The 22,610-nt window shown below is 31.3% G+C and carries 21 protein-coding genes; 7 read left to right on the forward strand and 14 right to left on the reverse strand.

Annotated features, from left to right (window positions below; translation table 11 throughout):
• Positions 1-10 precede the first annotated feature (10 nt).
• Positions 11-1,573: a thiol-activated cytolysin family protein gene (locus tag MUN68_RS07070; protein ID WP_249994367.1), complete on the reverse strand. Its 1,563-nt coding sequence runs from the start codon at positions 1,571-1,573 to the stop codon at positions 11-13.
• 25 nt (positions 1,574-1,598) lie between these two features.
• Positions 1,599-2,537 carry a hypothetical protein gene (locus MUN68_RS07075; protein WP_249994369.1) on the reverse strand — a complete coding sequence of 313 codons (939 nt, stop codon included), beginning with the start codon at positions 2,535-2,537 and terminating at the stop codon, positions 1,599-1,601.
• Positions 2,538-2,926: 389 nt separating this feature from the next.
• Here MUN68_RS07075 and MUN68_RS07080 point away from each other — a divergent pair, with 389 nt between their 5' ends.
• Positions 2,927-4,819: a helix-turn-helix transcriptional regulator gene (locus MUN68_RS07080; protein WP_249994371.1), complete on the forward strand. Its 1,893-nt coding sequence runs from the start codon at positions 2,927-2,929 to the stop codon at positions 4,817-4,819.
• A 22-nt stretch (positions 4,820-4,841) separates the two neighbouring features.
• Entirely contained in the window at positions 4,842-5,261 is a 420-nt protein-coding gene (locus MUN68_RS07085; RefSeq protein ID WP_249994373.1) for a thiol-disulfide oxidoreductase DCC family protein, read from the forward strand.
• 518 nt (positions 5,262-5,779) lie between these two features.
• On the opposite strand, the gene MUN68_RS07090 is transcribed toward MUN68_RS07085, so the two are convergent.
• The 7 genes from MUN68_RS07090 to aroC are packed head-to-tail and all read right to left on the reverse strand — an operon-like array spanning position 5,780 to position 12,421.
• Positions 5,780-6,940, reverse strand: coding sequence for a flavohemoglobin expression-modulating QEGLA motif protein (locus MUN68_RS07090; RefSeq protein ID WP_249994375.1), 1,161 nt, complete (start codon positions 6,938-6,940; stop codon positions 5,780-5,782).
• Complete coding sequence (locus MUN68_RS07095; protein WP_249994377.1) at positions 6,940-7,770, reverse strand: N-formylglutamate amidohydrolase; 831 nt, start codon at positions 7,768-7,770, stop codon at positions 6,940-6,942. Before MUN68_RS07095 ends, MUN68_RS07090 begins: the two co-directional genes overlap by 1 nt.
• Positions 7,771-7,774: 4 nt before the next feature.
• The gene (locus MUN68_RS07100) at positions 7,775-8,104 is read right to left on the reverse strand and encodes a hypothetical protein (RefSeq protein ID WP_249994379.1); all 330 of its coding nucleotides are present in this window, start codon (positions 8,102-8,104) and stop codon (positions 7,775-7,777) included.
• Positions 8,105-8,106: 2 nt separating this feature from the next.
• The gene (locus MUN68_RS07105) at positions 8,107-8,928 is read right to left on the reverse strand and encodes a sulfurtransferase (protein ID WP_249994381.1); all 822 of its coding nucleotides are present in this window, start codon (positions 8,926-8,928) and stop codon (positions 8,107-8,109) included.
• Positions 8,921-9,958, reverse strand: a complete 1,038-nt coding sequence (gene gshB / locus MUN68_RS07110) for a glutathione synthase (protein WP_249994383.1) — start codon at positions 9,956-9,958, stop codon at positions 8,921-8,923. Before gshB ends, MUN68_RS07105 begins: the two co-directional genes overlap by 8 nt.
• Before the next feature lie 47 nt (positions 9,959-10,005).
• Entirely contained in the window at positions 10,006-11,328 is a 1,323-nt protein-coding gene (locus tag MUN68_RS07115; RefSeq protein ID WP_249994385.1) for a dicarboxylate/amino acid:cation symporter, read from the reverse strand.
• Positions 11,329-11,359: 31 nt separating this feature from the next.
• Positions 11,360-12,421, reverse strand: coding sequence for a chorismate synthase (gene aroC, locus MUN68_RS07120; protein ID WP_249994387.1), 1,062 nt, complete (start codon positions 12,419-12,421; stop codon positions 11,360-11,362).
• Between the two features lie 189 nt (positions 12,422-12,610).
• On the opposite strand from aroC, the gene MUN68_RS07125 reads away from it, so the two are divergent.
• A complete protein-coding gene (locus MUN68_RS07125) occupies positions 12,611-13,447 on the forward strand; it encodes a UDP-2,3-diacylglucosamine diphosphatase (protein WP_249994389.1) in 837 nt (278 codons plus the stop codon).
• Positions 13,448-13,449: 2 nt separating this feature from the next.
• Here MUN68_RS07125 and MUN68_RS07130 read toward each other — a convergent pair whose 3' ends face one another.
• Positions 13,450-16,386, reverse strand: coding sequence for an FAD-binding and (Fe-S)-binding domain-containing protein (locus tag MUN68_RS07130; protein ID WP_249994391.1), 2,937 nt, complete (start codon positions 16,384-16,386; stop codon positions 13,450-13,452).
• A gap of 146 nt (positions 16,387-16,532) precedes the next feature.
• Here MUN68_RS07130 and MUN68_RS07135 point away from each other — a divergent pair, with 146 nt between their 5' ends.
• On the forward strand, positions 16,533-17,006 hold the full coding sequence (locus MUN68_RS07135) for a hypothetical protein (protein WP_249994393.1): 474 nt from the start codon (positions 16,533-16,535) through the stop codon (positions 17,004-17,006).
• Positions 17,007-17,056: 50 nt separating this feature from the next.
• On the opposite strand, the gene MUN68_RS07140 is transcribed toward MUN68_RS07135, so the two are convergent.
• The 3 genes from MUN68_RS07140 to MUN68_RS07150 form a co-directional block, all read right to left on the reverse strand.
• Complete coding sequence (locus MUN68_RS07140) at positions 17,057-17,572, reverse strand: DinB family protein (protein WP_249994395.1); 516 nt, start codon at positions 17,570-17,572, stop codon at positions 17,057-17,059.
• A gap of 93 nt (positions 17,573-17,665) precedes the next feature.
• A complete protein-coding gene (locus MUN68_RS07145; RefSeq protein WP_249994397.1) occupies positions 17,666-18,145 on the reverse strand; it encodes an Lrp/AsnC family transcriptional regulator in 480 nt (159 codons plus the stop codon).
• Positions 18,146-18,209: 64 nt separating this feature from the next.
• Positions 18,210-19,349: a M14 family metallopeptidase gene (locus MUN68_RS07150; protein ID WP_249994399.1), complete on the reverse strand. Its 1,140-nt coding sequence runs from the start codon at positions 19,347-19,349 to the stop codon at positions 18,210-18,212.
• A gap of 301 nt (positions 19,350-19,650) precedes the next feature.
• Here MUN68_RS07150 and MUN68_RS07155 point away from each other — a divergent pair, with 301 nt between their 5' ends.
• From MUN68_RS07155 to MUN68_RS07165, 3 genes are all read left to right on the forward strand, one after another.
• On the forward strand, positions 19,651-20,028 hold the full coding sequence (locus tag MUN68_RS07155; RefSeq protein ID WP_249994400.1) for a helix-turn-helix domain-containing protein: 378 nt from the start codon (positions 19,651-19,653) through the stop codon (positions 20,026-20,028).
• A gap of 75 nt (positions 20,029-20,103) precedes the next feature.
• Positions 20,104-20,490: a hypothetical protein gene (locus MUN68_RS07160; RefSeq protein WP_249994402.1), complete on the forward strand. Its 387-nt coding sequence runs from the start codon at positions 20,104-20,106 to the stop codon at positions 20,488-20,490.
• Between the two features lie 6 nt (positions 20,491-20,496).
• The gene (locus tag MUN68_RS07165) at positions 20,497-21,309 is read left to right on the forward strand and encodes a TerC family protein (RefSeq protein ID WP_249994404.1); all 813 of its coding nucleotides are present in this window, start codon (positions 20,497-20,499) and stop codon (positions 21,307-21,309) included.
• Here the strand turns inward: MUN68_RS07165 and MUN68_RS07170 are convergent.
• Positions 21,290-22,597: a DUF3570 domain-containing protein gene (locus tag MUN68_RS07170; protein WP_249994406.1), complete on the reverse strand. Its 1,308-nt coding sequence runs from the start codon at positions 22,595-22,597 to the stop codon at positions 21,290-21,292. The two genes, MUN68_RS07165 and MUN68_RS07170, sit on opposite strands and share 20 nt — an antisense overlap.
• Positions 22,598-22,610: the final 13 nt, after the last annotated feature.

The raw sequence follows: 22,610 nt of genomic DNA on the forward strand, positions 1-22,610 counted from the left end.
ACCTTCAAATTTAATTACAAGAGATCGTTGAAACAGTTCCATGATCATTTGAATCACCACCAGAAAATCTATAGCATTTTTCGGAGGTAACATGGTTTAAATCTATATCTCTAATCTGCTCGAAATCTCCAAACCAACCAATCTGACTTTCAAATATAATTTCAACATCATAAGCTCCATTTGGAGGCGATGTAGTATGTTGAGACCCTTGATTTAATTCATACTTCGGACCCGTTAAATAGAAATTTCCTCCAGCAGGCTTATATTTAAAGTAAAATCGTGTATCATGATATGAGTTATTCACCACATTTACATCTTCGTGTACAAAATTTGAATTAGGATCACATTGTTCAACCGAATAATCTGTGTGATACCCCATTTTTGCTAAAGAATTATCTTTTAAGAAACGCATGGTATAAGCAATTGGAACTCCTGGGTTATCTGCACTTAATAATGCATTAGATCCTGTAATAGCATCAATAAAACCACCAGGACCAGAAGTAAAGTCTGAACTGCTAATTGGACTCACACCTACTTCAGCATTTCCTCCAATTGATAACAATTTAAAAGTTGATGTTTGAATAATATTATTTTTCTCTTCATCGTAATTGGCATCTACATTCACGCTATAATCTAAGACAGCACTTAAATCTATATCCGAAGTCTCTTCAGTATATTCTGTTTCCATTCTTAAAATAAAAATCTTACCATAAGATACCGAACTTACATATGCAGCTGGTTGTTCATCAGTAATTCTAGCTTTTACTTCATCTAAAGTAATCGTATTTCCTAACATATCAGCAGGAGAAGATTCAGGTGAGTCCATAGTAATGTTAAAAAACACTTGTTTGAAAGACATGGTAGCTACCCTTCTTTCTGTATTGCTATTAAAGCTTAATTGAGATGCTACATTGTTATCAGCCCATGATAAGTTTAGGCCTATATCTCTACTTACTTGCATTGAAGAATATAAGTTTGCTGAGCTGTATACGGAGTTTGCTGGTATTTGATTATCACCAGAGTTGTTATACCACCATTGTAAAGCATTATCAATTTTAGTATCAACTAAAGATTTTGAAGGATTTTGGATATTCAAAACTCCATTTTGACCAATTCCTGGTAGGTTAACTCTCAAGGTATAAGATCCTTTTTCAATGGATAAAGGATCTGGATTCCCATTTAGCATATTATCATTTGCCGCAACAAGTGCTCCTGGATAAATTGCATCTAAGTTTGGTCGTAATATGGCGACATCATCAAAATTGGAATCTAGAGACCAATTTGCTGTAGAACAAAATGATGTTTGTCCATTAACAGGAGGAGTGTTTCCCTCACTGCTTGAAGTTTCATCTCTTAAATTTGGCAACCCTCCAGTATTTTTAACTTCGAGCAATGTATTTCCATCATAATTTAATCCAAGTAAATATTCATTAATGCTAGCAGCAAATGGGTTTTCTTCTTCCTCATCAGTACTATCGTCTGGTTTGCTACAATTTAATGCAACCAATGCTAAGGCAAATAATAAGCAGAATTTTAAATTAAATTTTACTGAATTTTGTTTTATTGTTTTCATGATTTTATTGTTTAATTAAAAATAATTAATCCCATTGCTTTAAAGACGTACTCAAACCTTGTTGAAGTAATACCTTACCTAAAACCGTATCGTCCAAATTAGCCGTGTTTCCTCCACCATGATTATAGCTACTAGAGTTATCATCTTTAGCTCCAATTTTTAATGATGCATATAATCCTAAGTAGGCTTCAGACATAGTTTTTGTGTTTACGCCTTTTAAAACAAAATGATTAAAACCATCATCATGTTCAGGCAATATTTCACCAACACTAGTAAATGAAGATTTTGTCGATGTTTCTGATAATTTAACACGATTACTTGTGGCATTGCTTGACCAAGAATAATATTTAAATGCAAAGAAGTAATGATTCATTGGCATGCTATTTTGATTGGCATTAGCAAAGGTCTTACCTCCTGATACCTGTTGTACGGAATTATTATTAAATAATTGAGTATCTGAAGCACCGCTTTTGGTTGTATTTGCTAAATAATTAGCAAGGGCATTGTACTCACTTTCAGTAATCCAAACCCATTCACCTAGTGAAGCATCTTCATAAGTAGTTCTCGTATTTCCATTTAAAAATGCCCAGATATCATCAACATCTTGAATAGCTATTTTGTATTCTAAAAGTTCTGTATCATTACCATTACTTACTTCGACATTGAAATACAGAAATTCATTAGCTTCAAAATCAAAGGCTAACCAATCACCTACTCGAAGTTCATTTCCATTTATTAAAATGGCTTGTGAGACCGTCTGTAAGGTGATGTTATACGATAATGATCCTTCTAAACTAGAATTGATTTCAGTAATTAAATCTCCACTGGAAGGGTACTCAGCAATATTAACAGTTATTAAATTGTCTGTTGGGTCGTTTGATTCACCATCATCTTCAGTGCTACAAGAAGCAAACAAGATAAAACTGAAATAAAAACATAATTTGATAAATAGATGTGTTTTCATAATTATAAAGATTTTGTGGTTTTAATTTTTGTAGCGACTTGCAACTGGAAAAGTCTGCAGCCAATCCAGCGCAAGACACCACAAAATATTTATGTCATATTATTAATGACAAGTCAAATCTAGAACTGAAAACAGCTGAAATCTAATTTTTGGCATGGACAAAGTATGGACAAATTAAAAAAACACATATATATTTATATAAGAATCATGAAAATCAATATAAATGTAAAATAATGAAAATGAGGCGTTTATGATGTGTAGATATTATAAAATGTATAGACAAAGCTTGGACAAGTTTGTCGAAAGTCATCTTTAAGTCCACTTAGTGATGTCTATGACATAATTTAATTAAGTAACTTCGTATCATCATGATAACTAATACTTAAACAATGATTTTTCGATATATTATTCTTATTTGTTTAGTCTTTTCTTTAAATAGTTTTGCGCAAACGCGTTCAGAAAAAATAGAAACATTAAAACAAGAGTTAAAACAGACCGAAAACAAAGTTGAACAAATTAAGGTTTTAGAAAATCTTTGGAAGCTAACACAGTATAATGATGATTTAGCCGCAATTGATTACGCCAAACAAGCGATTAATATAGCTGAAAAACAAAACCTACCTGAAGAATTAGCACGAGCGTATGAACGCTTAGGAATAGCACACTCTAACATCTCAAATTATGATGCATCTAATAAGGCGTATCTTAAGGCAATAGACATCCATAAAACATTAAAAAACAAAAGGTTTATAAGTAGTCTGTATATGAATCAAGCTATAAACCTCAAAAGTCAATCTAAATTAGATAGTGCTTTATATTATATGGATAAATCAGAACCCTTTATTGATGAGAGATGTTGTAAAGATGATTCTATATTAATGATTAACCTTAATAGCATTAAAGCACAGGTTTTAATGGAACAAGGGAAATATGTATTATCATTAGATAAAGCTTTAAAAGCTACTGAACTTTCTAAATTGGTTAATGACAGTATTCAATACGCAGATAACCTTGCATTGGTTGGGAATAATAATCAGGCTTTAGGAAATAACGAAGTTGCTTTAGATTATTTAAAAGAGTCACTAATAATCTATAGAATTTATGAAGACACCTATTTTGAAAGTCAAGCTGCTAAGGATATTGCAGAAGTCTATGCTGGAAAATCACCAGTTGAAATAGATAGTGCAAAGTTTTATTTTAATTCATCTGTTACACTAGCAAGAGACATAAACACGCCTTATATAGAAATGCAAGCTTTAAATTCTTTTGGAGAGTTTCTATTAAATATTAATGAATTTGAAAGGTCAAAAGACATATTTAGTCAGAGTCAAATTATTACTAACCAATTAAAAGATGACTTTAGTCAATCTAGAATAGACTTAGCTTTAGGAAAGATGTATTATTCAGAAAAAAAATACAATCAAGCTTTAACTAAAACAAAAGAAGCCTTAAAATTAAAGCAACAAATAGGATTATTGCCAGGAGCTATTGAAGCAAATCAATACTTGTCAAAAATATATAAAGCGAAAGGTGATTTTAAAATTGCACTACAATATCAAGAAGACTATACAACATTAGCAGATAGTCTTTATAACAAAGAAAAGGCAATCAAATTTGATGAATTGCAAACTAAATTTGATACTGAAAAAAAAGAAGCTGAAATAGCGTTTCAAAATAAAGAAATAGAAGCCTTGAATGTGAAGGCAGAAAACGACAAGCTAACAAAAATGCTCTATGGAATTGGTATGTTTTCCTTTTTAGCTATTTCGGGTCTACTCTACTTTGGTTTTAAGCAACGTATTAAGAAAAACAAAATTGAACGTGATAAACAAGAAGAAATTTATAAACAAGAAATCGCCTTTAAAAAGAAAGAATTAGCCTCTCAAACTTTACACTTAGTTCAGAAAAGCTCATTTATTCAAGAACTAAAAGAGAATTTAGAAAAGATTAAACAATCACCAGAGCTTTTTAAAGTAGAATTCAGACGTTTAGTAATGTTGCTTAAAAAAGAAAGTGCTGAAGATAAAGATTGGGAAGTTTTTAAATCTTACTTTTCTGAAGTTCATAATAATTTTGATCAAAAGATAAAAGCAATTAGTGAAGACATTACAGAAAAAGAAATTCGTTTAGCATCTTTTTTAAGAATGAATTTATCTACAAAAGAAATTGCTACGATGCTAAATGTATTACCAGATAGTGTGTTGAAATCTAAATACAGACTCAAGAAAAAGTTGCAACTTAATAAAGAAGACGATTTAACGCAATTTTTAAACACATTATAAATCTATCACGTATTTTTGCAATGTGAAACTTAACTTACCTAAACATAAACAACTAATTCTCTTTGATGGTGTTTGCAATCTTTGCAACTCATCAGTCTTGTATGTGATTAAACATGACAAAAAGAATCAGTTTTTATTTGCTCCATTACAGAGTGATGTTGGGAAACAAATCATTGAAACGTTCAATATTGATCCTTCACAAACAGATTCTATTTTACTCTATTCAGAATTGAAAGGATTATCGGTTAAATCTAGCGCAGCTTTGCATATTGCTAAACATTTAGGTTTTCCAAGACGTTTAATGTCTATATTTTTTATAGTTCCAACATTCATTAGAAATTGGGTTTATGATTTTGTAGCTAGAAACAGATATAAATGGTATGGTAAGAAAGATGCTTGTATGATACCAACACCTGAGTTAACATCTAAGTTTTTAACATAAAAAAAAGTCCTTTTCTTCAAAAGGACTTTAATAACTAACAACTAATTAAAACTAATTTAACTCTAAAATATTATCATTAATCATTTGAGGGATTATCTAACATGGTTAATGATTAATAGCACATTATTTTGTTACTGTAAATCTACGCAATGTGCTCAAAGTCAAGATATTTTATCGGTATAAAGCATAAAAAAAATGTTCAAAAAGATAGAATTGTAAAAATCGTCTATGAGATGCACGATTAAAACCTAATATCTCAAATAGAAATTAAATTACCTTGTCTAATTGAAAATATATGTTTACTCATTCAAAAATAGACTTAACTAATTAAGTGTGTTTTTAAATACTTGTATGTAATATATTAACGTTATAATAGCTCAAAGCCTTAAAGCAAAACGTCAGTTTGAGCCTAACTTCTGTTAGTTAGGAACTAATCGAATTCTTATCATGTGCAAGTCTAACATATGAATAAGTTTCAGAATAACCTCTGAAAGATAGCGTTGCGCTTTAAGGCTTTTTTACTTTAAACTTTTTAAAATGAAATCTAAATTGGTATTTGAATTGTCATTACTCACATACGAATCTGTATAGTGCTTTGAAGGAATTGCTAAACCTAGACTTTGAAGTTTTTTAATTGTATCTAAATAATCTAAACTTACTTTTCCTGTTAATAATGGATTTAAATCACCACCTGCTTTTGCAAATTTATAAACTTGGTTGATTCCTCTTAAATACTGGTGATCTTTAGTAAATCCTCCTCCTCGATGTACACGTAATGTAATTGTGAATGCCTTATCTCTATTCAATTTATATTGATTATGAAGTAAATCAAAAGTATCTGCAAAATCATAACCTTTGTTTAAGGTATCAACAGCAATAACACGATAAGCCAATTCTTTAAGACGTTTCATCGTTAAGCAACCTGACATATATTCAGAATAAACAGCTAAACCTTCTTGCGTTTCAACATTATTTGGTAATCCATGAGAAAATACTTTTAAAGGTTGCGACAAACCATTAAAAGTAGTGACCATATGGACACCAATTTCATGGTTGGTTAATACTTTTAATTGATTTAAACTAAACTTATGATGCTTTCGCAACACTAAAGTCTGTGTATTATTTAAAACCATTGCAGCTGCCGAAAGATTTGTAGACAACTTAATATTATAGTTAAAAGTATAACGTTTTGAATAATCTTTAAAATAATCTATGGCATCCTCTGCTGAATACATTGGCAAGAATTCTTCATCAAAATCACTATCGTCAAAACGAAGAATAAATTTTGCATTATCGATATCTTTTTCGGTAGGAGTACCGAAACTTTTCAGACTATTAAAGTAAAATTTGCGTCCTTGATTTATGGTTTGTATGCATTCTATAAGTCCAGAATAATCATAAATCACATCTTCATATAATTGTCTAATATCATCATCTTCAATGCGTTCTAAGCGTTGTGAGAAAAATAAACGATGCAGTTTGTAACCATTAAATTTAATTTTTGGATATTTAAAAACAGGATCATAAGTAAACTTAGATGAAAAGAATTGCTTCTTCTCTCGTTCTATATTTAACGGATTGATATAATTGAGAACTTCAATTTTTTGAACCAATCTATCGAGGTTTCCATCGATATCAAATAAATCTTGATATTCTGATGTACTAGGAATTTGAGACATTATAAATTGTATTTTTTATAAAAATTGGCAGCATGTTCTGGTAAACGTTTCCGAAGCTGTTTTTCTACTGAAGAAACCACTTCAGGATATAAAATTTGATCATATTCATCGCAATATATCTTTGCAATTTCAGTTGCCAAAACTAAAGTATTTTTAAAATTATTGGTAATATATTTCAAGAAATATCCATTACCTTGGAAGGTGTTGTTAATCTTTGAAGTTGAAATGATATCATGTGGAAACGTTATTTCAGATAGACTAAGTCTCCATAATTCTATATCGCTTCCAAATCTATCATTATCGACGTTTGATGTTCCTAAATTCCAGGTTGGCACTTCCCTATCCCAACGTTTCCAATTATAACTATGCATATCATAGACAATACAAACTCCAAACTTTTCTTCAAGTTTTGTAACTAGCGCATGAACAACGTTGTAAAAATTAGAATGTTTATTGAGGCTTTTATTTTTTTGATGATCTGTTAATGGTTGCTTCCATAATTGTTTTCCCCAAGCAGTTTCAAAAACAGCTTCTTCTGGTGCTCTATTTAAATCGTATTCAAATCTTGAATCACATCCTGAAATGACAATAGGATGCGAATTAATCATATTTTTAGTTTCAGGATCTTCTTCATACCAACGTTCATATTCAGTATGCAAACAATTCTCCCAAAGCGCTTTTCTAAATTGATGTCCATCATGTATAGCTGCACAAGCATAATGCACATAATCATCAATTTTTATTGTGAAGGAATAATCTTCAGAAACCGCATGAAATAACTCTTCATTTTCAATTTTAGAAATTATAGTTGCTACAGATAACTGTTCCATGATACTAACTTAATATTTTTTTCAGACTGTTATAAATCGCATATTCCATTTGATCCATATTGCCATCTGCAAAAGCCATAAGCTTAATATCAGCAAAAAGTTCATCAGGATTGTCTTTATACGATTCTTCAGAATGTATAGCGTCAATAATTTTTGTGATACTTTGATAATCATTGTCAGCATCAAATTCACTTTTAATATGCATATAAGTTTCTTCATCAACACGAGATAAAATATACTCATGTTCTTGTTTGGTTTCTTTTAAATCGGAATGTGCTACAAATAATAAAATATAAGCGATCAATTCTTGTTTAGTCCAGTTTGTATTTGCCATAGTTATGATGTTAAAGTTCCGTATTCTGTCCATGAACCATCATAAACAGTTAGTTTTTTATAGTCTGAAATTTCAGCAGCTAATGCTAATATACACGCTGTAATTCCAGATCCACAGGAAAAAATTAGTGATTTTTCTTCTATTGTAAAAGTTTCAAAAATCGCTTTTAGTTCTTGCTCAGATTTTAGACAATGTCCATTTAATACATTTGTAAATGAAAGGTTTTTTGAATTTGGAATTGTTCCACTTCTTAATCCTTTTCTTGGTTCTGGAGTTAAACATTTAAAACGTTGTGCTGAACGTGCATCTAAAATGAGCGTGTTTTTATCTTTAGATTGTTCTGAAACATCATCAAAAAAGCACATTTTTGAGCTATCATATGTAGCAGAAAAATTGCCTAATGCCCAATTTGACTTACTTAACGAAGAGGAAGTTTCATAATCAAGTCGTTTCCATTCTGGTAATCCACCATCTAATACAGCAATGTTTTTAAATCCGAAAGTTTTAAATAACCACCAAACTCTCGGACTCCAATACACACCTTTGTCATCATATACGACTATAACTGAATTGTTATTAATTCCCAGACGTTGCGCTTCATTTTGAAATTGATTCAGCGATGGAATTGCACTAGGAAACTTAGCATTTACATCACTGAATTTTCCTTTAACATCTATAGATCTTGAATTTGGAATATAAGCTTCTGAAGTAGTCTGATCTGTCTTTACACTAGCATCTAAAACAATAAGTTGATCTAAATGCCGATTATCATGCAACCATTTACAACTTACAATTGTCGATACCAATTGATTGTCACTACGCATCTTGAACTGTTTTGCGTAAACGCGTACGTCTATCAAAAGCTTGCATTTGATCTACAACTTTACTTTCTAAGAAATCGATTACACGTTCTTCGACTTTTATTTTTGATTTATAGACTTTATTGATATATGTAATTCCACCAGGAGACATGACATTAACCTCAACAAGTTTTCCACCAATCACATCGATTCCAACAAAATAAAGTCCGTCTTTTACAAGTTTCGGACCAATTTGTTTGCACAAAGCTTTCTCAGCTTTAGTTAAAGAATGCTTTTGAACAGAACCTCCAGCAGATACATTAGAGCGATGATCGTCTGAACCAGGAACACGTTTCATGGCACCAACAGGTTCACCATTTAGTAATAAAATTCGAACATCTCCTTGATCTGCACCTTCAATATAGTCTTGAAGTATTACATAATTTGACGAGCCATCAGCACTTGTGATATAAAAATCTAACAAGGATTTAATGTTATTCATTGCTGACTTTTCTATTAAAATCACTCCAGATCCTCCAAAACCATTTAAAGGTTTTAAAATCATCTTATCAGCTTTAGATTCTCTAATTTGCTTTACTAAGTATTCTTTATTTTTAGACACATGAGTGTTTGGAATGATATTACTGTGTGCATCACCAAAAGCAGCTGTATATAATTTATTATTAGCTTCTCGCATGCCTTCAAGTGAGTTGACAATGAAAACATCATCTTTAACCGAATCTAGAAAGTTAAGCATAATAGGATCTAAAGGCGGATTGGCTCTGAAAAAAATAGCGTCAAATCCAGCAAGTGGTAGCATTTCTTCTCTGAGATTTGCTTTATTATAAAATGCTTTTAATGTTGAAGGCACTTTTTCCATGCGACCAATGACCATACAAAATGCATTAGTCACACTGTCTCTTATGGTTAAATTAGCAGGTGTACACATGGCAACTCCATGTCCACGTTTTGCACATTCTTTTATCAAAGCTAAACTAGTATCATTTTCAGGATCTATCTCGTCCCAAGGATACATGATAAAACAAACATTCATATAGTCGGTTATTTTTGGTTGATTAATCGAATTTAAATTTAAAAATTTTATTTTACTTCATCGTAGTTGTCATCCCAATTTTTCACTTTTGGTTTTCCTAGTTTTCCAACAGATTTGGCAACAATCATAGATACTGTAGCATCACCTGTTACATTAACAACAGTTCGACACATATCTAATGGTCTATCGACTGCAAAAATAAGAGCTAAACCAATTGGTAATAATTCTGGCGGAAGTCCAACAGATTCTAAAACAATCACTAGCATTACCATTCCAGCTCCAGGAACAGCTGCGCTTCCAATAGAAGCTAATAAAGCCGTTAAAACAATTGTAATTTGATCTGTAAAAGTTAAATCTAATCCGAGTGCTTGAAATATAAAAACGGCAGCTACAGCTTGATATAAACTTGTTCCATCCATATTGATGGTTGCACCAACAGGAAGTACAAAACTCGACACTTCTTTATCAACTCCAATATGTTCTTCAACACGTTCCATGGTTACAGGAAGCGTTGCAGCACTTGAACTGGTTGAAAAGGCTAATAATTGTGCTGGACTCATTTCTTTTAAAAACCAAAACGGATTTTTCTTAGTAAACGTCGCAACTAAAACACTATAAAAAACAATCATTAATAGTAATCCTAAAACAACAACGCCTGCATATTTCAACAAGGCATATAAGATATCAGGATCATCCGAAGACACCACAACATTTGCCAATAATGCAAATACAGCGATTGGAGCAAACAACATGATCAAATCGACCATCTTTAGTACGATATCATTTAACGAGTCGAATAATTTCTTCATTGGTTCTGCACGTTTTTCTCCAATAAGTAACATTGAAATTCCTAAAAATATAGAGAAGAAAATCACCTGCAGCATTAATTTATTATTACTTAAAGCGTTAAATGCGTTATCTGGAACCATGTCTTCTAAAAATTGCAATGGACCAGTACCCATTTGCTTTGAAGCCTCTTCTATTTTTGCTTTTACACTACTGTTCTCTGAATACGTTTCAGTAAGTTTCGCTATGGTTTCATCTGAAACACCATCGCCAGGCTGCATTATATTTACAAGTGCTAACCCAATTGAAATTGCTATTACAGTGGTAATGATATATATTCCTATAGTTCTTAAACCTATATTTTTGAATTTAGAAATGTCTTTTAAATCTGAAATGCCTTTAATTAGTGAGGCTAATATTAATGGGATGGCAATTAACTTTAATAATTTAACAAAAATTGAGCCTATAGGTTTTATCCAGTCTTCTGTAAAATCTTTTCCTTCAGTTTGGAGCATAATAAATCCAAATACTAAACCAATTAGCATTCCTATTAAAATTTGCCAGTGTAATGCTAGTTTTTTCATAAATATGACTTTGTTTTAGTTAAAGGGTTAATTATTTATATAATTTGTTTAGCAAATAAAAATCTACCAAAACCAAAGCTGCCATAGCTTCAACAATTGGAATTGCTCTAGGAACCACACAAGGATCATGTCGACCTTTTCCTTGCATTTCAACAATATTACCAGAGCTGTCTAACGCGTTTTGTTTTTGAATTAAAGTAGCAACAGGTTTAAATGCTACTCTGAAATAAATATCCATTCCATTACTTATTCCACCTTGAATACCTCCAGATAGATTCGTTTTTGTTGATCCATCTTCATTGAATATATCGTTATGATCACTTCCTTTCATTTTTGCGCCACAGAAACCGCTTCCATATTCAAACCCTTTGACAGCATTAATGCTTAGCATTGCTTTTCCTAAATCGGCATGAAGCTTATCAAAAACAGGTTCACCTAATCCAATAGGAATATTTTGAAGTACACAAGTAATGGTTCCTCCAATGGTATCACCTTCTTTCTTGATGGCTTTTATTCTATGTATCATGCGCTCGGCAGTTTCCTGATCTGGACAACGAACGGCATTACTTTCAGTCTTAGAGAAATCTAAATCTTGATATGGTTTTTCTAGAAATATATCGCCTACTGAAGATGTGTAAGCATTAATTGCAATGTTATTTATCAATTGTTTTGCGATAGCACCAGCAACAACACGAGATGCTGTTTCACGAGCAGAACTGCGACCTCCACCTCTATAATCTCTCACTCCATACTTTTTTTCATAAGTATAATCTGCATGGCTAGGACGATATACATCTTTAATATGAGAATAATCTTTAGACTTCTGATTGGTGTTTTTAATAACAAATCCGATTGGAGTTCCTGTGGTTTGCCCTTCGAATATTCCAGAAAGAAATTCAACTGTATCTGGCTCTTTGCGTTGTGTCACAATTGACGACTGACCAGGTTTGCGTCTATCTAATTCATTTTGTATAGCATCAAGATCTAATTGTAATCCTGAAGGACAACCATCTATAATTCCGCCAATAGCAATGCCATGTGACTCACCAAATGTGGTTAATTTGAAAATTTTTCCGAAGGTATTTCCAGCCATAAATAAAGATTTTATGCTAATGTACTTGTAAAAATAGAGAAACAAAAACAGAAGACCATAAAGCATTTGATTTAGGTTGGTAAAAACACATAACAATAGGTTAACAATTCGCTAAATTTTTAATAATAGCTAATTGATACTTAGTTAATAATGAATTAAGTTCTTTGTATTGTATATGATATCTAGCTCTTGAAAATAAAACGAAAAATAGAAATTGCAGTTATTTCTGATGTTCATCTTGGAACATTTGGTTGTCATGCCAAACAATTACTGACATATCTTAATACGATTGATCCAAAAAAACTAATTTTAAATGGTGACATCATTGATATTTGGCAGTTTAAAAAGCATTATTTTCCAAAATCTCACTTAAGAGTAATCAAAAAAATCATGGACATGGCAACTGATGGTGTAGAAATTATTTACATCACTGGAAATCATGACGAAATGCTTAGGAAATTTAGTAATACTAAAATTGGAAATATTTCTATTGTTGATAAACTTGTTTTAGATTTAGATGCTAAAAAAGCATGGTTTTTTCATGGAGATGTCTTTGATGTGTCTATTCAAAATGCAAAATGGTTGGCAAAACTTGGAGCTTATGGATATGATGTTTTGATTCTCTTAAATCGATTTGTTAATTGGTGTTTAGAGCGCCTAGGTAGAGAGCGTTATTCGCTCTCTAAGAAAATAAAAGATAGTGTGAAAGGCGCCATAAAATATATAAGTGATTTTGAAACTGTAGCTTCAGATTTGGCTATTGAAAATGGATATGACTATGTGATTTGCGGTCATATTCATCAACCCAAAATGCTTATAAAAGAAAATAAAAACGGTAAAACAACCTATTTAAATTCTGGAGATTGGGTTGAAAATTTTACTGCTCTTGAGTACCAATTTAAACGTTGGAAAATTTACAACTATAACAATGATCATTTAAGAGCGTTCTATGTTGATGACGAAGTTAAAGATATGGAGGTTAGTGATTTAATTGCAGCAATAACCATTATTGATCCAAAGAAATAAGATCAGTTTTCGCTAACTAATGCATGCTTTAATATTGTGATAGGATGTAAGGCTTCTCGCTGTGTTCCATCTTTAATTTGATGTCTACAACTTGTTCCATTTGCAGAAATAATCACGTTTTCTGATGCGTTTCTAATTGCAGGAAATAACGTTTGCTCTCCAATTTGCATACTGACTTCATAATGCTCTTTTTCATAACCAAAACTACCAGCCATTCCGCAGCAACCACTAGGAATAATGGTGACTTTATAATTTTTAGGCAAGCTTAATATATCAAAACTTGAGGATTGATTTGTCAATGCTTTTTGATGGCAATGGCCATGAAATTTGATGGTTTTGTGTGCTGATGTAAATTGATCTGATGTTATATGTCCTAACTCTATTTCTTGCTGAATAAACTCTTCAATTAAGAATGTATGCTTTGCTATTCGTTTAGCAGAAGTTTTATCATCTGCTAACCTGAGGTATTCATCTTTAAATGTTAGAATGGCTGAAGGTTCGATTCCTATTAATGGGATTTCACTATTTATTTTATCTTTTAGGTAATTCACATTTGTATTTGCAATCGATTTTGCATCCTCTAAAAAACCTTTGGACAAATAGGATCTTCCGCTTTCTAAATTGTTAATTATGAGTACATTATAGCCTAGTGTTTCAAGTAGGAATTTTGCGTCTTCAGCAATAGTATATTCAAGGTAATTGGTGAATTCATCTACAAAAAGATATACAGTTTTTGTTGAATCTGAAAAAGGAACATCAACATCATTACATATTGTTTTTTGGTTGCCAATGACATAAGTTTTGTTAATAATTGGTAAACTTCTATTGGAATGAATTCCTAACATCTTTTTGATAATTGTTGATGTGAATTTACTTTGAAAAAGACCATTAAACAAAACAGGATATTTTGAAGCGATCTTATTATATTTAGAGAATTCAGCAAAGAATTTATCTTTAAACTTAAACCCATTTGCTTTTTGATATTGATATTGGAATTCTGCTTTTAAGCTTGCAACATCAACACTACTTGGACATTCACTTGCGCAAGCTTTACAACTTAAACATAAATCGAAGACCTCTTTTAATTCTTCATAATTGAATTTGTTTGGTTTATCAGATTTTGTTAAGAACTCACGTAAAGCATTGGCTCTTGCTCTAGTGGTATCTTTTTCATTTCGTGTTGCTCTGTAGCTTGGACACATAGTTCCTCCAAATTCGGGTAGTTTCCTGCAATCACCAGAACCATTACACTTTTCAGTTTCACGAAGAATACCTTGAGTGTTTGAGAAATCTAAAATTGTTTCAATCTCTGGTTCTTGTCTGTCTGGCTTGTAACGAAGAGATTTGTCCATTGGAAACGCATCGACAATCTTGCCTGGATTGAAGATGTTGTTTGGGTCGAATGCAGACTTAATCCGTTTCAAAATTCCGTAATTCGCTTCACCTATCATTAGTGGAATAAATTCAGCTCTAACAATACCATCACCATGCTCACCACTCATTGAGCCTTGATACTTCTTAACTAAATGAGCAACATCAGTCGTAATTGTTCTAAATAAGTCAACATCAGCTTTCTTCTTTAAATTTAATATTGGACGCAAATGCAACTCTCCTGCTCCAGCATGTGCGTAATACACAGCTTTTTGTCCGTGAGTTTTCATCAAAGCCGTAAATTCTTCAATATAACTTGATAAATCAGGAATAGAAACAGCAGTATCTTCAATACAAGCAGCAGTTTTTTTATCTCCAATCATATTACCTAGCAATCCTAATCCAGCTTTTCGGAGCTCAATAGCTTTGTTAATGTCATCGCCAGAAAGCAAAGGGTTAGCAAAACTTAGTTTTGAGGATTCAAGTGTTTTTAAGAGTTCTTGAGCTTTTGTATTTACATCTTCAATTGTATTCGCTTTGACTTCGCACATTAAAATGGCTTCAGGATCATCAATAATGAAGGCTCTATTTTCTTGTTGGGTTTTATTGTGTTTTGTGAGATTTAAAATGGTTTTATCCATCATTTCACAAGTGAATAAATTGTGACTCATGACAGGTTCTACGGCATTTAAACAGTTTTGAATACTATTAAAATGAGCAGCTATCATAATAGAATTTGTTGGAGGTCGTTTATCTAATTGTAGAGTGATTTGGGTTGTAAATGCTAATGTGCCTTCGCTTCCAGAAAGCAACTTACACATATTGAATTTAGTTGTAGATCCTGAAAATAGATTCGTTTTAATCAATTCATCAATAGCATAGCCAGTATTTCTTCGATGTATTTCTGGTTTCGGAAAGTGGTTCTTTATTTGTTGTTGTATCTCTTTTGAAGATAGCTCTTCATAGATTTGTTTATAGATTGTGCCTTCAGTGCTGTTAAGTTTTCTTTTGTTGTGAAATTCTTCAGTAGTTAATTCAGAAAAAACGGTTTCACTTCCATCACTTAAAACAGCATGAAGTTCTTTTACTTTATCTCTAGTTGCACCATATTGAATCGATGTTGTTCCAGAGGAGTTATTCCCAACCATACCTCCTATCATACAGCGATTTGAAGTAGACGTATTGGGTCCGAAAAACAATCCAAACGGTTTTAAATAATTGTTGAGTTCATCTCTAATCACTCCAGGTTGAACTGTGACAGTTTGTTCAATTTCATTGATGTTTAATATCCTTGTGAAATGTTTTGAAATATCAACTACAATTCCATTGCCTACGCATTGTCCAGCGAGAGAAGTTCCTGCTGCTCTTGGTATTAATGACGTTTTATGAGTTTTGGCAAATTGAATTAGAGACTTTATGTCTGCTTTTGTTTTTGGAGTAGCAACAGCTAAAGGTAACATTCTATAAACTGAAGCGTCTGTAGCATAGAGTGTTTTCATTAATTCATCAAAATACAGTTCACCTTCTAATTGAGATGATAAAATTTGTAGTTGAGAATTAGTAACCATAAATAGGAATAAGTCTGTTTATAAAACTATAAATAAAATCAATAAAAAAATGATTTTGGCGTTATTTTTGTAAAAGTAATTGAAATATAAATTAATAGGCTTTTTAGTCTTTATCAATCTTAAATTAAAAACAAAAATTGAATCTTATGAAAAAAATAGTTTTAATAGCAATCGCTTTTGTTGGTTTTGCTACTGTAAATGCTCAAGAAATCTCACAGAATGCCATAGGACTCCGATTTGGAGATAGCGATGGTTTTGGACCAGGAATCAATTATCAAAGAGCGTTAGGCGAAAATAATAGGTTAGAATTAGATCTTGGCTGGAGAGATGGCAGTGGTTATAATTTCTTTAAAGTCGCAGGATTATATCAATGGGTGTATCACCTTGATGGGAGCTTTAATTGGTATGCAGGTGCTGGTGGTGGAATTGGGTCAGTTAGTTTTGACAATAGCGCTATAGATGGAGAGACGTTTTTATTTGTTGCTGGAGATATTGGTATCGAATATAATTTTGATATTCCTTTAATGATGTCTGTTGATTTTAGACCAGAATTGGGATTTGGAGATTATAGAGATGATATTGATTTTGATATCGCTTTAAGTATCAGGTATCAGTTCTAATTAAATATATAGATTAAAAAAAAACCACCATATTAAGGTGGTTTTTTTATTTATAAATAGCGTTCTTTTATAATGTTACAATGATGGTTTTCGTGTCCAATTAAAACAAATCCAATGGCTCTAACAGAAATGTCGTTATTGCTAGCATTACCAAATTGTTTCAACATATCATCAGTAAAACTTTCAAAAAGTGCTATTGTCGCAACTCGTAAAGCTTTGTATTCTTTTAGTATACTTTGTTTGGTTCGTTTATTCGCATTGCTAGTTATTCCATATTCATCTTGATCGTAACCTGGTAACAATGTTTTATCTTTTCTTGCAAAAGCAAGTGCTCTAAAGGAGAAAACACGTTCAGTATCTATGATATGTTGTATAAGTTCTTTAATTGTCCATTTGCCATCTTCATATGCATAATCATATTTTTCTTTAGAAATAGATTCTAAAAAAGTACAAATAGCATTTCCGTTTTGCGTTAAGCCTTCGATTAAATTCAGTTCACCTGCTTTGTCAATATAATTTTGATAGTATGGTATAAATTCATTTGCGTTAAGTTGGTCTTTTGTCATTTAAAAATATTTTCATCTAAATTAATAAAAATCCCTTTATCAAATAGCTGATAAAGGGATTAATACATGTTAAAATAGTTATTTGTATAAAGCTTATAATTCGTTAAAAATTGTATGCATTAATCGCTTTTTGTCGTTAATACTTTCTTCCAATGAAATCATTGTTTCTGTTCTGTATATGCCATCAATATCATCTAACATAAAAATGATTTCTTTTGCGTGTGATGTATCTTTAGCTCTAACTTTACAGAATACATTGAATTTTCCGGTAGTGATGTGAGCTACAGTGACATAAGGGATTTCGTTTATGCGCTCTAAAACGAATTTAGTTTGAGAGGTGTTATTTAAAAACACACCAACATATGCAATAAAAGAATATCCTAATTTTTTGTAATCTAAAGTTAAAGATGACCCTTGAATAATTCCAGCCTCCTCCATTTTTTTTACTCTAACATGAACAGTTCCAGCAGAAATCACCAATTTTTTTGCGATATCAGTAAAAGGAATTCTTGTGTTTTCGATTAACATATCTAAAATTTGATGATCGATTTCATCTAATTTATACTTTGCCATTTTTTAATTTTGTTAAATTTTATACAAAAATAACGCAAAAATATTGAAGATAATGCATTAAAAATTAGATTTTTTTCAATTTCAATGAGAAATTCTCATTATTAATAGATACGAAATCGTTTTCGTTTCCTTCAGAAATTGGAGTTCCGTTAGGTGTTAAAACCTTATGTCCTCTAGCATTAATCTCTCTATGAGCGAAATAAGAACTCAAATCTGAAATTTTTTCAATTTTTGGAATAAAATGAATTGATTTGCCTATTAATCTTTCAACATATTGTATTCCAATGTCTGAACCTGATGTGTTTCTGATGATGATGTCATAGAATAGTTTCTGATTCTCTGGTATTTTAAGGTATGTATCGTATTTGTTACCTGTTATGTTGTTTCCAGAAATGAAATGAATTGCGATCAGTAGAGAATGAAACATAAGTTCTCGTGTTTTTTCTCTATTGTAATCATTAGCGAAATGTCCTGCTTCAAATAAAACAGTAGGAACATTAAGACTTTGAAACGTGTCACCTACACAGTTTAAGTTAAAAGCATCGTCATAAATGCCAATTTGATTAGGAATATGTTGTTGTAAATGCGTATTCATAACAGATATAATCTCCATTGCAATTTTTCTAGAATCAGTAATTGTGCATTTTTCATCTTGAGCTGGAGCAAGAAATGAAACGGTTGCTGGGTAATTTGAGTCTCCAACGCTAAATATTGTGCGCTGACCATGAAGGTTAAAACAGTAATTAGGTTTGAATGAATCAAATACTTGCTTTAAAACCTTGCTTTCGGGTTGAGAAAGATCTTGAGCATCTCTATTTAAGTCAATATTGTTAGCATTTAAGCGTGTATATGCCTTTGCTCCATCTGGATTTAATATGGGAATGATTTTAAGTGTACAATTTTCTAAAATTGATTTTGAAACAGATTCAGTCGAGATGATAACATTAATCATATCAAAAATTGCCTTTGTCGTTGTACTTTCATTCCCATGCATTTGAGACCACATTAGAATTTTTTTTGAACCTGTACCTAATGTTATGCTAAAAATTGTTTCGTTATCTACAGATTTACCAATGCTATTTACATATGATTTTAGCTTAGAATTTTTTAATAAATCTAAAATAGATGCTGCATGAATATAGCGTCCAGAAAGAGAGGATTCTTTATGGATTTTAAAAAGTGATTTTAATAAATCTGCCTGCATAAAAATATATTGTTATACAAAGGTAAACAAATGGTGTTTTACATTTGTAAACAATTGTGTAGCCTTTTTTTGTTACAATAATAAACATAAGTATGGTTTTAATTATCAAATGCAAACGCGTTGAGTTGATGAACGTGTTTTATTAGTAAATAATGTTTTAAACATTTTATTGTCAGTAATTTAATTTATTTTATATAAAGTTTTAGTTTTATTTAAATACAGTATTGTTATTTGAAATGTTATTATTTTAAAAAATAAGTTTACATTTGTAACGTTAGTGTTTTAATAATAAATGTTTACAATGATAAACACCGAAGATTTTACAAAAAGATTGCAAAAAGTGATAGATTACTATGGTGAGTCTGCGTCTTCTTTTGCTGAAAAAATTGGTGTGCAGCGTTCAAGTATTTCTCATATTCTTTCTGGTAGAAATAAACCAAGTTTAGACTTTGTGCTCAAGGTGCTTTCCTCCTTTCCTGAAGTGGAATTGTATTGGTTAATGAATGGAAAAGGTGAATTTCCATCAGGACGAAAAATTGAAAGTCATTCTGCTAACCATAATTCAGAATCAAATTCTAGATCTGAAATTTCTGAAATAGTAAATTCTAAGGATAAAACTATAGAGCGTATTGTGATCTTTTATAAAGACGGAAGTTTTCAAAATTTTGATAATTCGTAATTCTTCACATTAATTTTCAAATAAGCAATTCTCGTTAATGGTTAGCATTTCGTAATTTTGTATAAAATATGATATATGAGGATTATTCTATTATTAATCTGTTTTTTGTTATTAACTGGGTGCTACACCGTTGAAAGGAATTGTACAGATTTTAAAACTGGTACCTTTGAGTTTACCTATAATATTGATGGTGTAGAAAAGACAGGAAGGTTTGTAAGAACAGAAGCATTGAATGTTGATTATTTTGATAATAAAATAGATTCGGCATCTGTGAGATGGATTAACGACTGTGAGTTTGTGCAAAAAACAATTCATCCAAAAAATATGGCTGAGCAAAAAGCCATTCATTTTAAAATATTGAGCACTACTGAAGATGCTTATACTTTTGAATATCAATTAGCTGTAAAAGATCCTTATAAAAAAGCTCGCGTTGAAAAAGGCTCAGCAAAAAAGATTAACTAGTTTGTTATGTTAGATTTTTTATTAACTAGCGATGCTATAATGGCGTTGTTGACCTTAACGTTTTTGGAGATTATACTAGGTATAGATAATATTGTATTCATTTCTATAGCTGCTAATAAGTTGCCAGAAAATCAGCGATCTAAAGCGACTAATATTGGCTTGTTGTTGGCTATGATTCAGCGCATTGTGTTATTGTTTTTTGTGTCCTTTTTAGTTGGATTGTCAGAGCCATTTTATTCATTAGAAACGTCTTGGTTTGAAATTCATGTGAGTTGGCAAGCTATAATATTGCTTGCTGGTGGCTTGTTTTTAATTTATAAGAGTACATCAGAAATTAGAGAAAAAGTTACAGATCCTTCTCATGATGAAGATGATGTAAAAAACAAACGAATCAAATCGCTTTCTCAAGCCTTAACACAAATTCTAATAATTGACTTTATATTTTCTATAGATTCCATCTTAACAGCTGTTGGAATGACAAACAGTTTGCATCCAAATCATAATTATACACTTGTGTTAATGATTATTGCTGTGATGATTTCTATCGTTATAATGATTGCTTTTGCTAACCCAATACGGAAATTTATTGAAAAGAATCCTAGCATTCAAATGCTAGGTTTGGCATTCTTAATCCTAATTGGATTTATGCTTATAACAGAAGCAGCGCATTTATCACATACAGAATTCTTCGGAAAAACTGTTGGAGCAATACCTAAAGGTTATCTTTATTTTGCAATAGCATTTTCTTTATTTGTGGAATTTTTGAATTATAAAACAGTAAATAGGAAAAAGAATAAATCTAATCCAAAACAAACTTAAAACCAGCTGAGATAATATTTGCACTAAGTGTATTATCTCTGTCGTACTGCGTGTACTTTAAATCGATACTTTTTAATCCGAGTTTCCAGAGGTGAAATTTTGTAAAGATATCTGTATAGGTCGCTCCTAAACTAAATTGGTTTGCGGAATATTCAGATAAATCATAGTCAGATGTATAAAATTCATTTGTAGATATATGTGCTTCGTATTTAGCAAAATAATCTGCAGCAGATTGATTATAAAAGCGATATGAAGGATAAATAGTAAATTTGTCTGATAGTTTAATAGGAATTTCAATATTTGCAGTATGTGATTTAATTCCCCAATCATCTAAATAATAACGGTAAAACGTTCTTAAAACGAAAGTTTCATTTATATAATAATGCAATCGTCCACCTAGAGCGATTTTAAATCTAGAATTTGGTAATCGTTCAACATCATCTGCTAAATGAAATTCTTCGATAAAAGAATCTGCAACGTCTTTAAAATATACTCTTTGAAAAGGTGTTGACAACAATCCGTCTTGTTTCACGAAATCTAAAACTAATGATCCTTGGAGTTTTTTTGATAAGATCTGGGAAAACCCAAATCCTAAAGCATAGGTATTTCTTCCTTCGCTATCAAAGGTTTTAAACTCTGGATTATAATTAGAATTTCCTGTAATGGTATGCTGATTAAATAGATCGCCATTTAATCCTTGTCCATCAGCAAAAGGACGTAATTCTGTTGGGTATAATGCATTCCAGGTGTCAATAAATATATTTCCATTAATGCTAACTTCCGTATTTTTTTCATTGAATAATTTCGTGTAACTTCCTCCAACACCAATAGAGAAATAATCAAATTCAGAAGAGACTGATAATTTTGCAGACCAGATGTCATTTCTGTCATTTGAATTATGTGTATATGAACCAGTAAGATTTGCCCAAACATCACCTTGTGAAGCTCCTGAGCTTGCATCAAACGGATTGGCTTTGCCTCCACCATCAAATGGATTTATATTGCTTGAAGATGCAGATGTGTACGCTGAAACACCAGCATCAATAGTTAAAATATCATCATCATTTAAAGGTATTGAAACGATAAACGTTCCTGTAATATCTGTTAATTCTTCAGTGCCAATTCCTCCGCTAACAGCAGCATTATCTCCATCTTGAGTATAGTAGCTTGTTAGAAAGTCAACTTCAGCAGTCTCTAGAACTCTTTTTTTATAAATGCTTGTAGAATCTTGAGCATTTCCTTTATGAAACGAAATCAGAATTAATAATATGATAAGTATGTTTTTCAAAGTATCCTTTTTA

The sequence above is a fragment of the Psychroserpens ponticola genome (genome assembly GCF_023556315.2).
GTDB classification, from domain to species: Bacteria; Bacteroidota; Bacteroidia; order Flavobacteriales; family Flavobacteriaceae; genus Psychroserpens; species Psychroserpens ponticola.

What these genes read in the sequence shown, in the direction of transcription:
- aroC (WP_249994387.1), bottom strand. Translation starts at nt 12,421, where the DNA reads ATGGCTGGAAATACCTTCGGAAAAATTTTCAAATTAACCACATTTGGT.
- MUN68_RS07130 (WP_249994391.1), bottom strand. Translation starts at nt 16,386, where the DNA reads ATGGTTACTAATTCTCAACTACAAATTTTATCATCTCAATTAGAAGGT.
- MUN68_RS07155 (WP_249994400.1), top strand. Translation starts at nt 19,651, where the DNA reads ATGATAAACACCGAAGATTTTACAAAAAGATTGCAAAAAGTGATAGAT.
- MUN68_RS07095 (WP_249994377.1), bottom strand. Translation starts at nt 7,770, where the DNA reads ATGGAACAGTTATCTGTAGCAACTATAATTTCTAAAATTGAAAATGAA.
- MUN68_RS07140 (WP_249994395.1), bottom strand. Translation starts at nt 17,572, where the DNA reads ATGACAAAAGACCAACTTAACGCAAATGAATTTATACCATACTATCAA.
- MUN68_RS07135 (WP_249994393.1), top strand. Translation starts at nt 16,533, where the DNA reads ATGAAAAAAATAGTTTTAATAGCAATCGCTTTTGTTGGTTTTGCTACT.
- MUN68_RS07105 (WP_249994381.1), bottom strand. Translation starts at nt 8,928, where the DNA reads ATGCGTAGTGACAATCAATTGGTATCGACAATTGTAAGTTGTAAATGG.
- MUN68_RS07145 (WP_249994397.1), bottom strand. Translation starts at nt 18,145, where the DNA reads ATGGCAAAGTATAAATTAGATGAAATCGATCATCAAATTTTAGATATG.
- gshB (WP_249994383.1), bottom strand. Translation starts at nt 9,958, where the DNA reads ATGAATGTTTGTTTTATCATGTATCCTTGGGACGAGATAGATCCTGAA.
- MUN68_RS07080 (WP_249994371.1), top strand. Translation starts at nt 2,927, where the DNA reads ATGATTTTTCGATATATTATTCTTATTTGTTTAGTCTTTTCTTTAAAT.
- MUN68_RS07090 (WP_249994375.1), bottom strand. Translation starts at nt 6,940, where the DNA reads ATGTCTCAAATTCCTAGTACATCAGAATATCAAGATTTATTTGATATC.
- MUN68_RS07165 (WP_249994404.1), top strand. Translation starts at nt 20,497, where the DNA reads ATGTTAGATTTTTTATTAACTAGCGATGCTATAATGGCGTTGTTGACC.
- MUN68_RS07160 (WP_249994402.1), top strand. Translation starts at nt 20,104, where the DNA reads ATGAGGATTATTCTATTATTAATCTGTTTTTTGTTATTAACTGGGTGC.
- MUN68_RS07075 (WP_249994369.1), bottom strand. Translation starts at nt 2,537, where the DNA reads ATGAAAACACATCTATTTATCAAATTATGTTTTTATTTCAGTTTTATC.
- MUN68_RS07150 (WP_249994399.1), bottom strand. Translation starts at nt 19,349, where the DNA reads ATGCAGGCAGATTTATTAAAATCACTTTTTAAAATCCATAAAGAATCC.
- MUN68_RS07070 (WP_249994367.1), bottom strand. Translation starts at nt 1,573, where the DNA reads ATGAAAACAATAAAACAAAATTCAGTAAAATTTAATTTAAAATTCTGC.
- MUN68_RS07100 (WP_249994379.1), bottom strand. Translation starts at nt 8,104, where the DNA reads ATGGCAAATACAAACTGGACTAAACAAGAATTGATCGCTTATATTTTA.
- MUN68_RS07115 (WP_249994385.1), bottom strand. Translation starts at nt 11,328, where the DNA reads ATGAAAAAACTAGCATTACACTGGCAAATTTTAATAGGAATGCTAATT.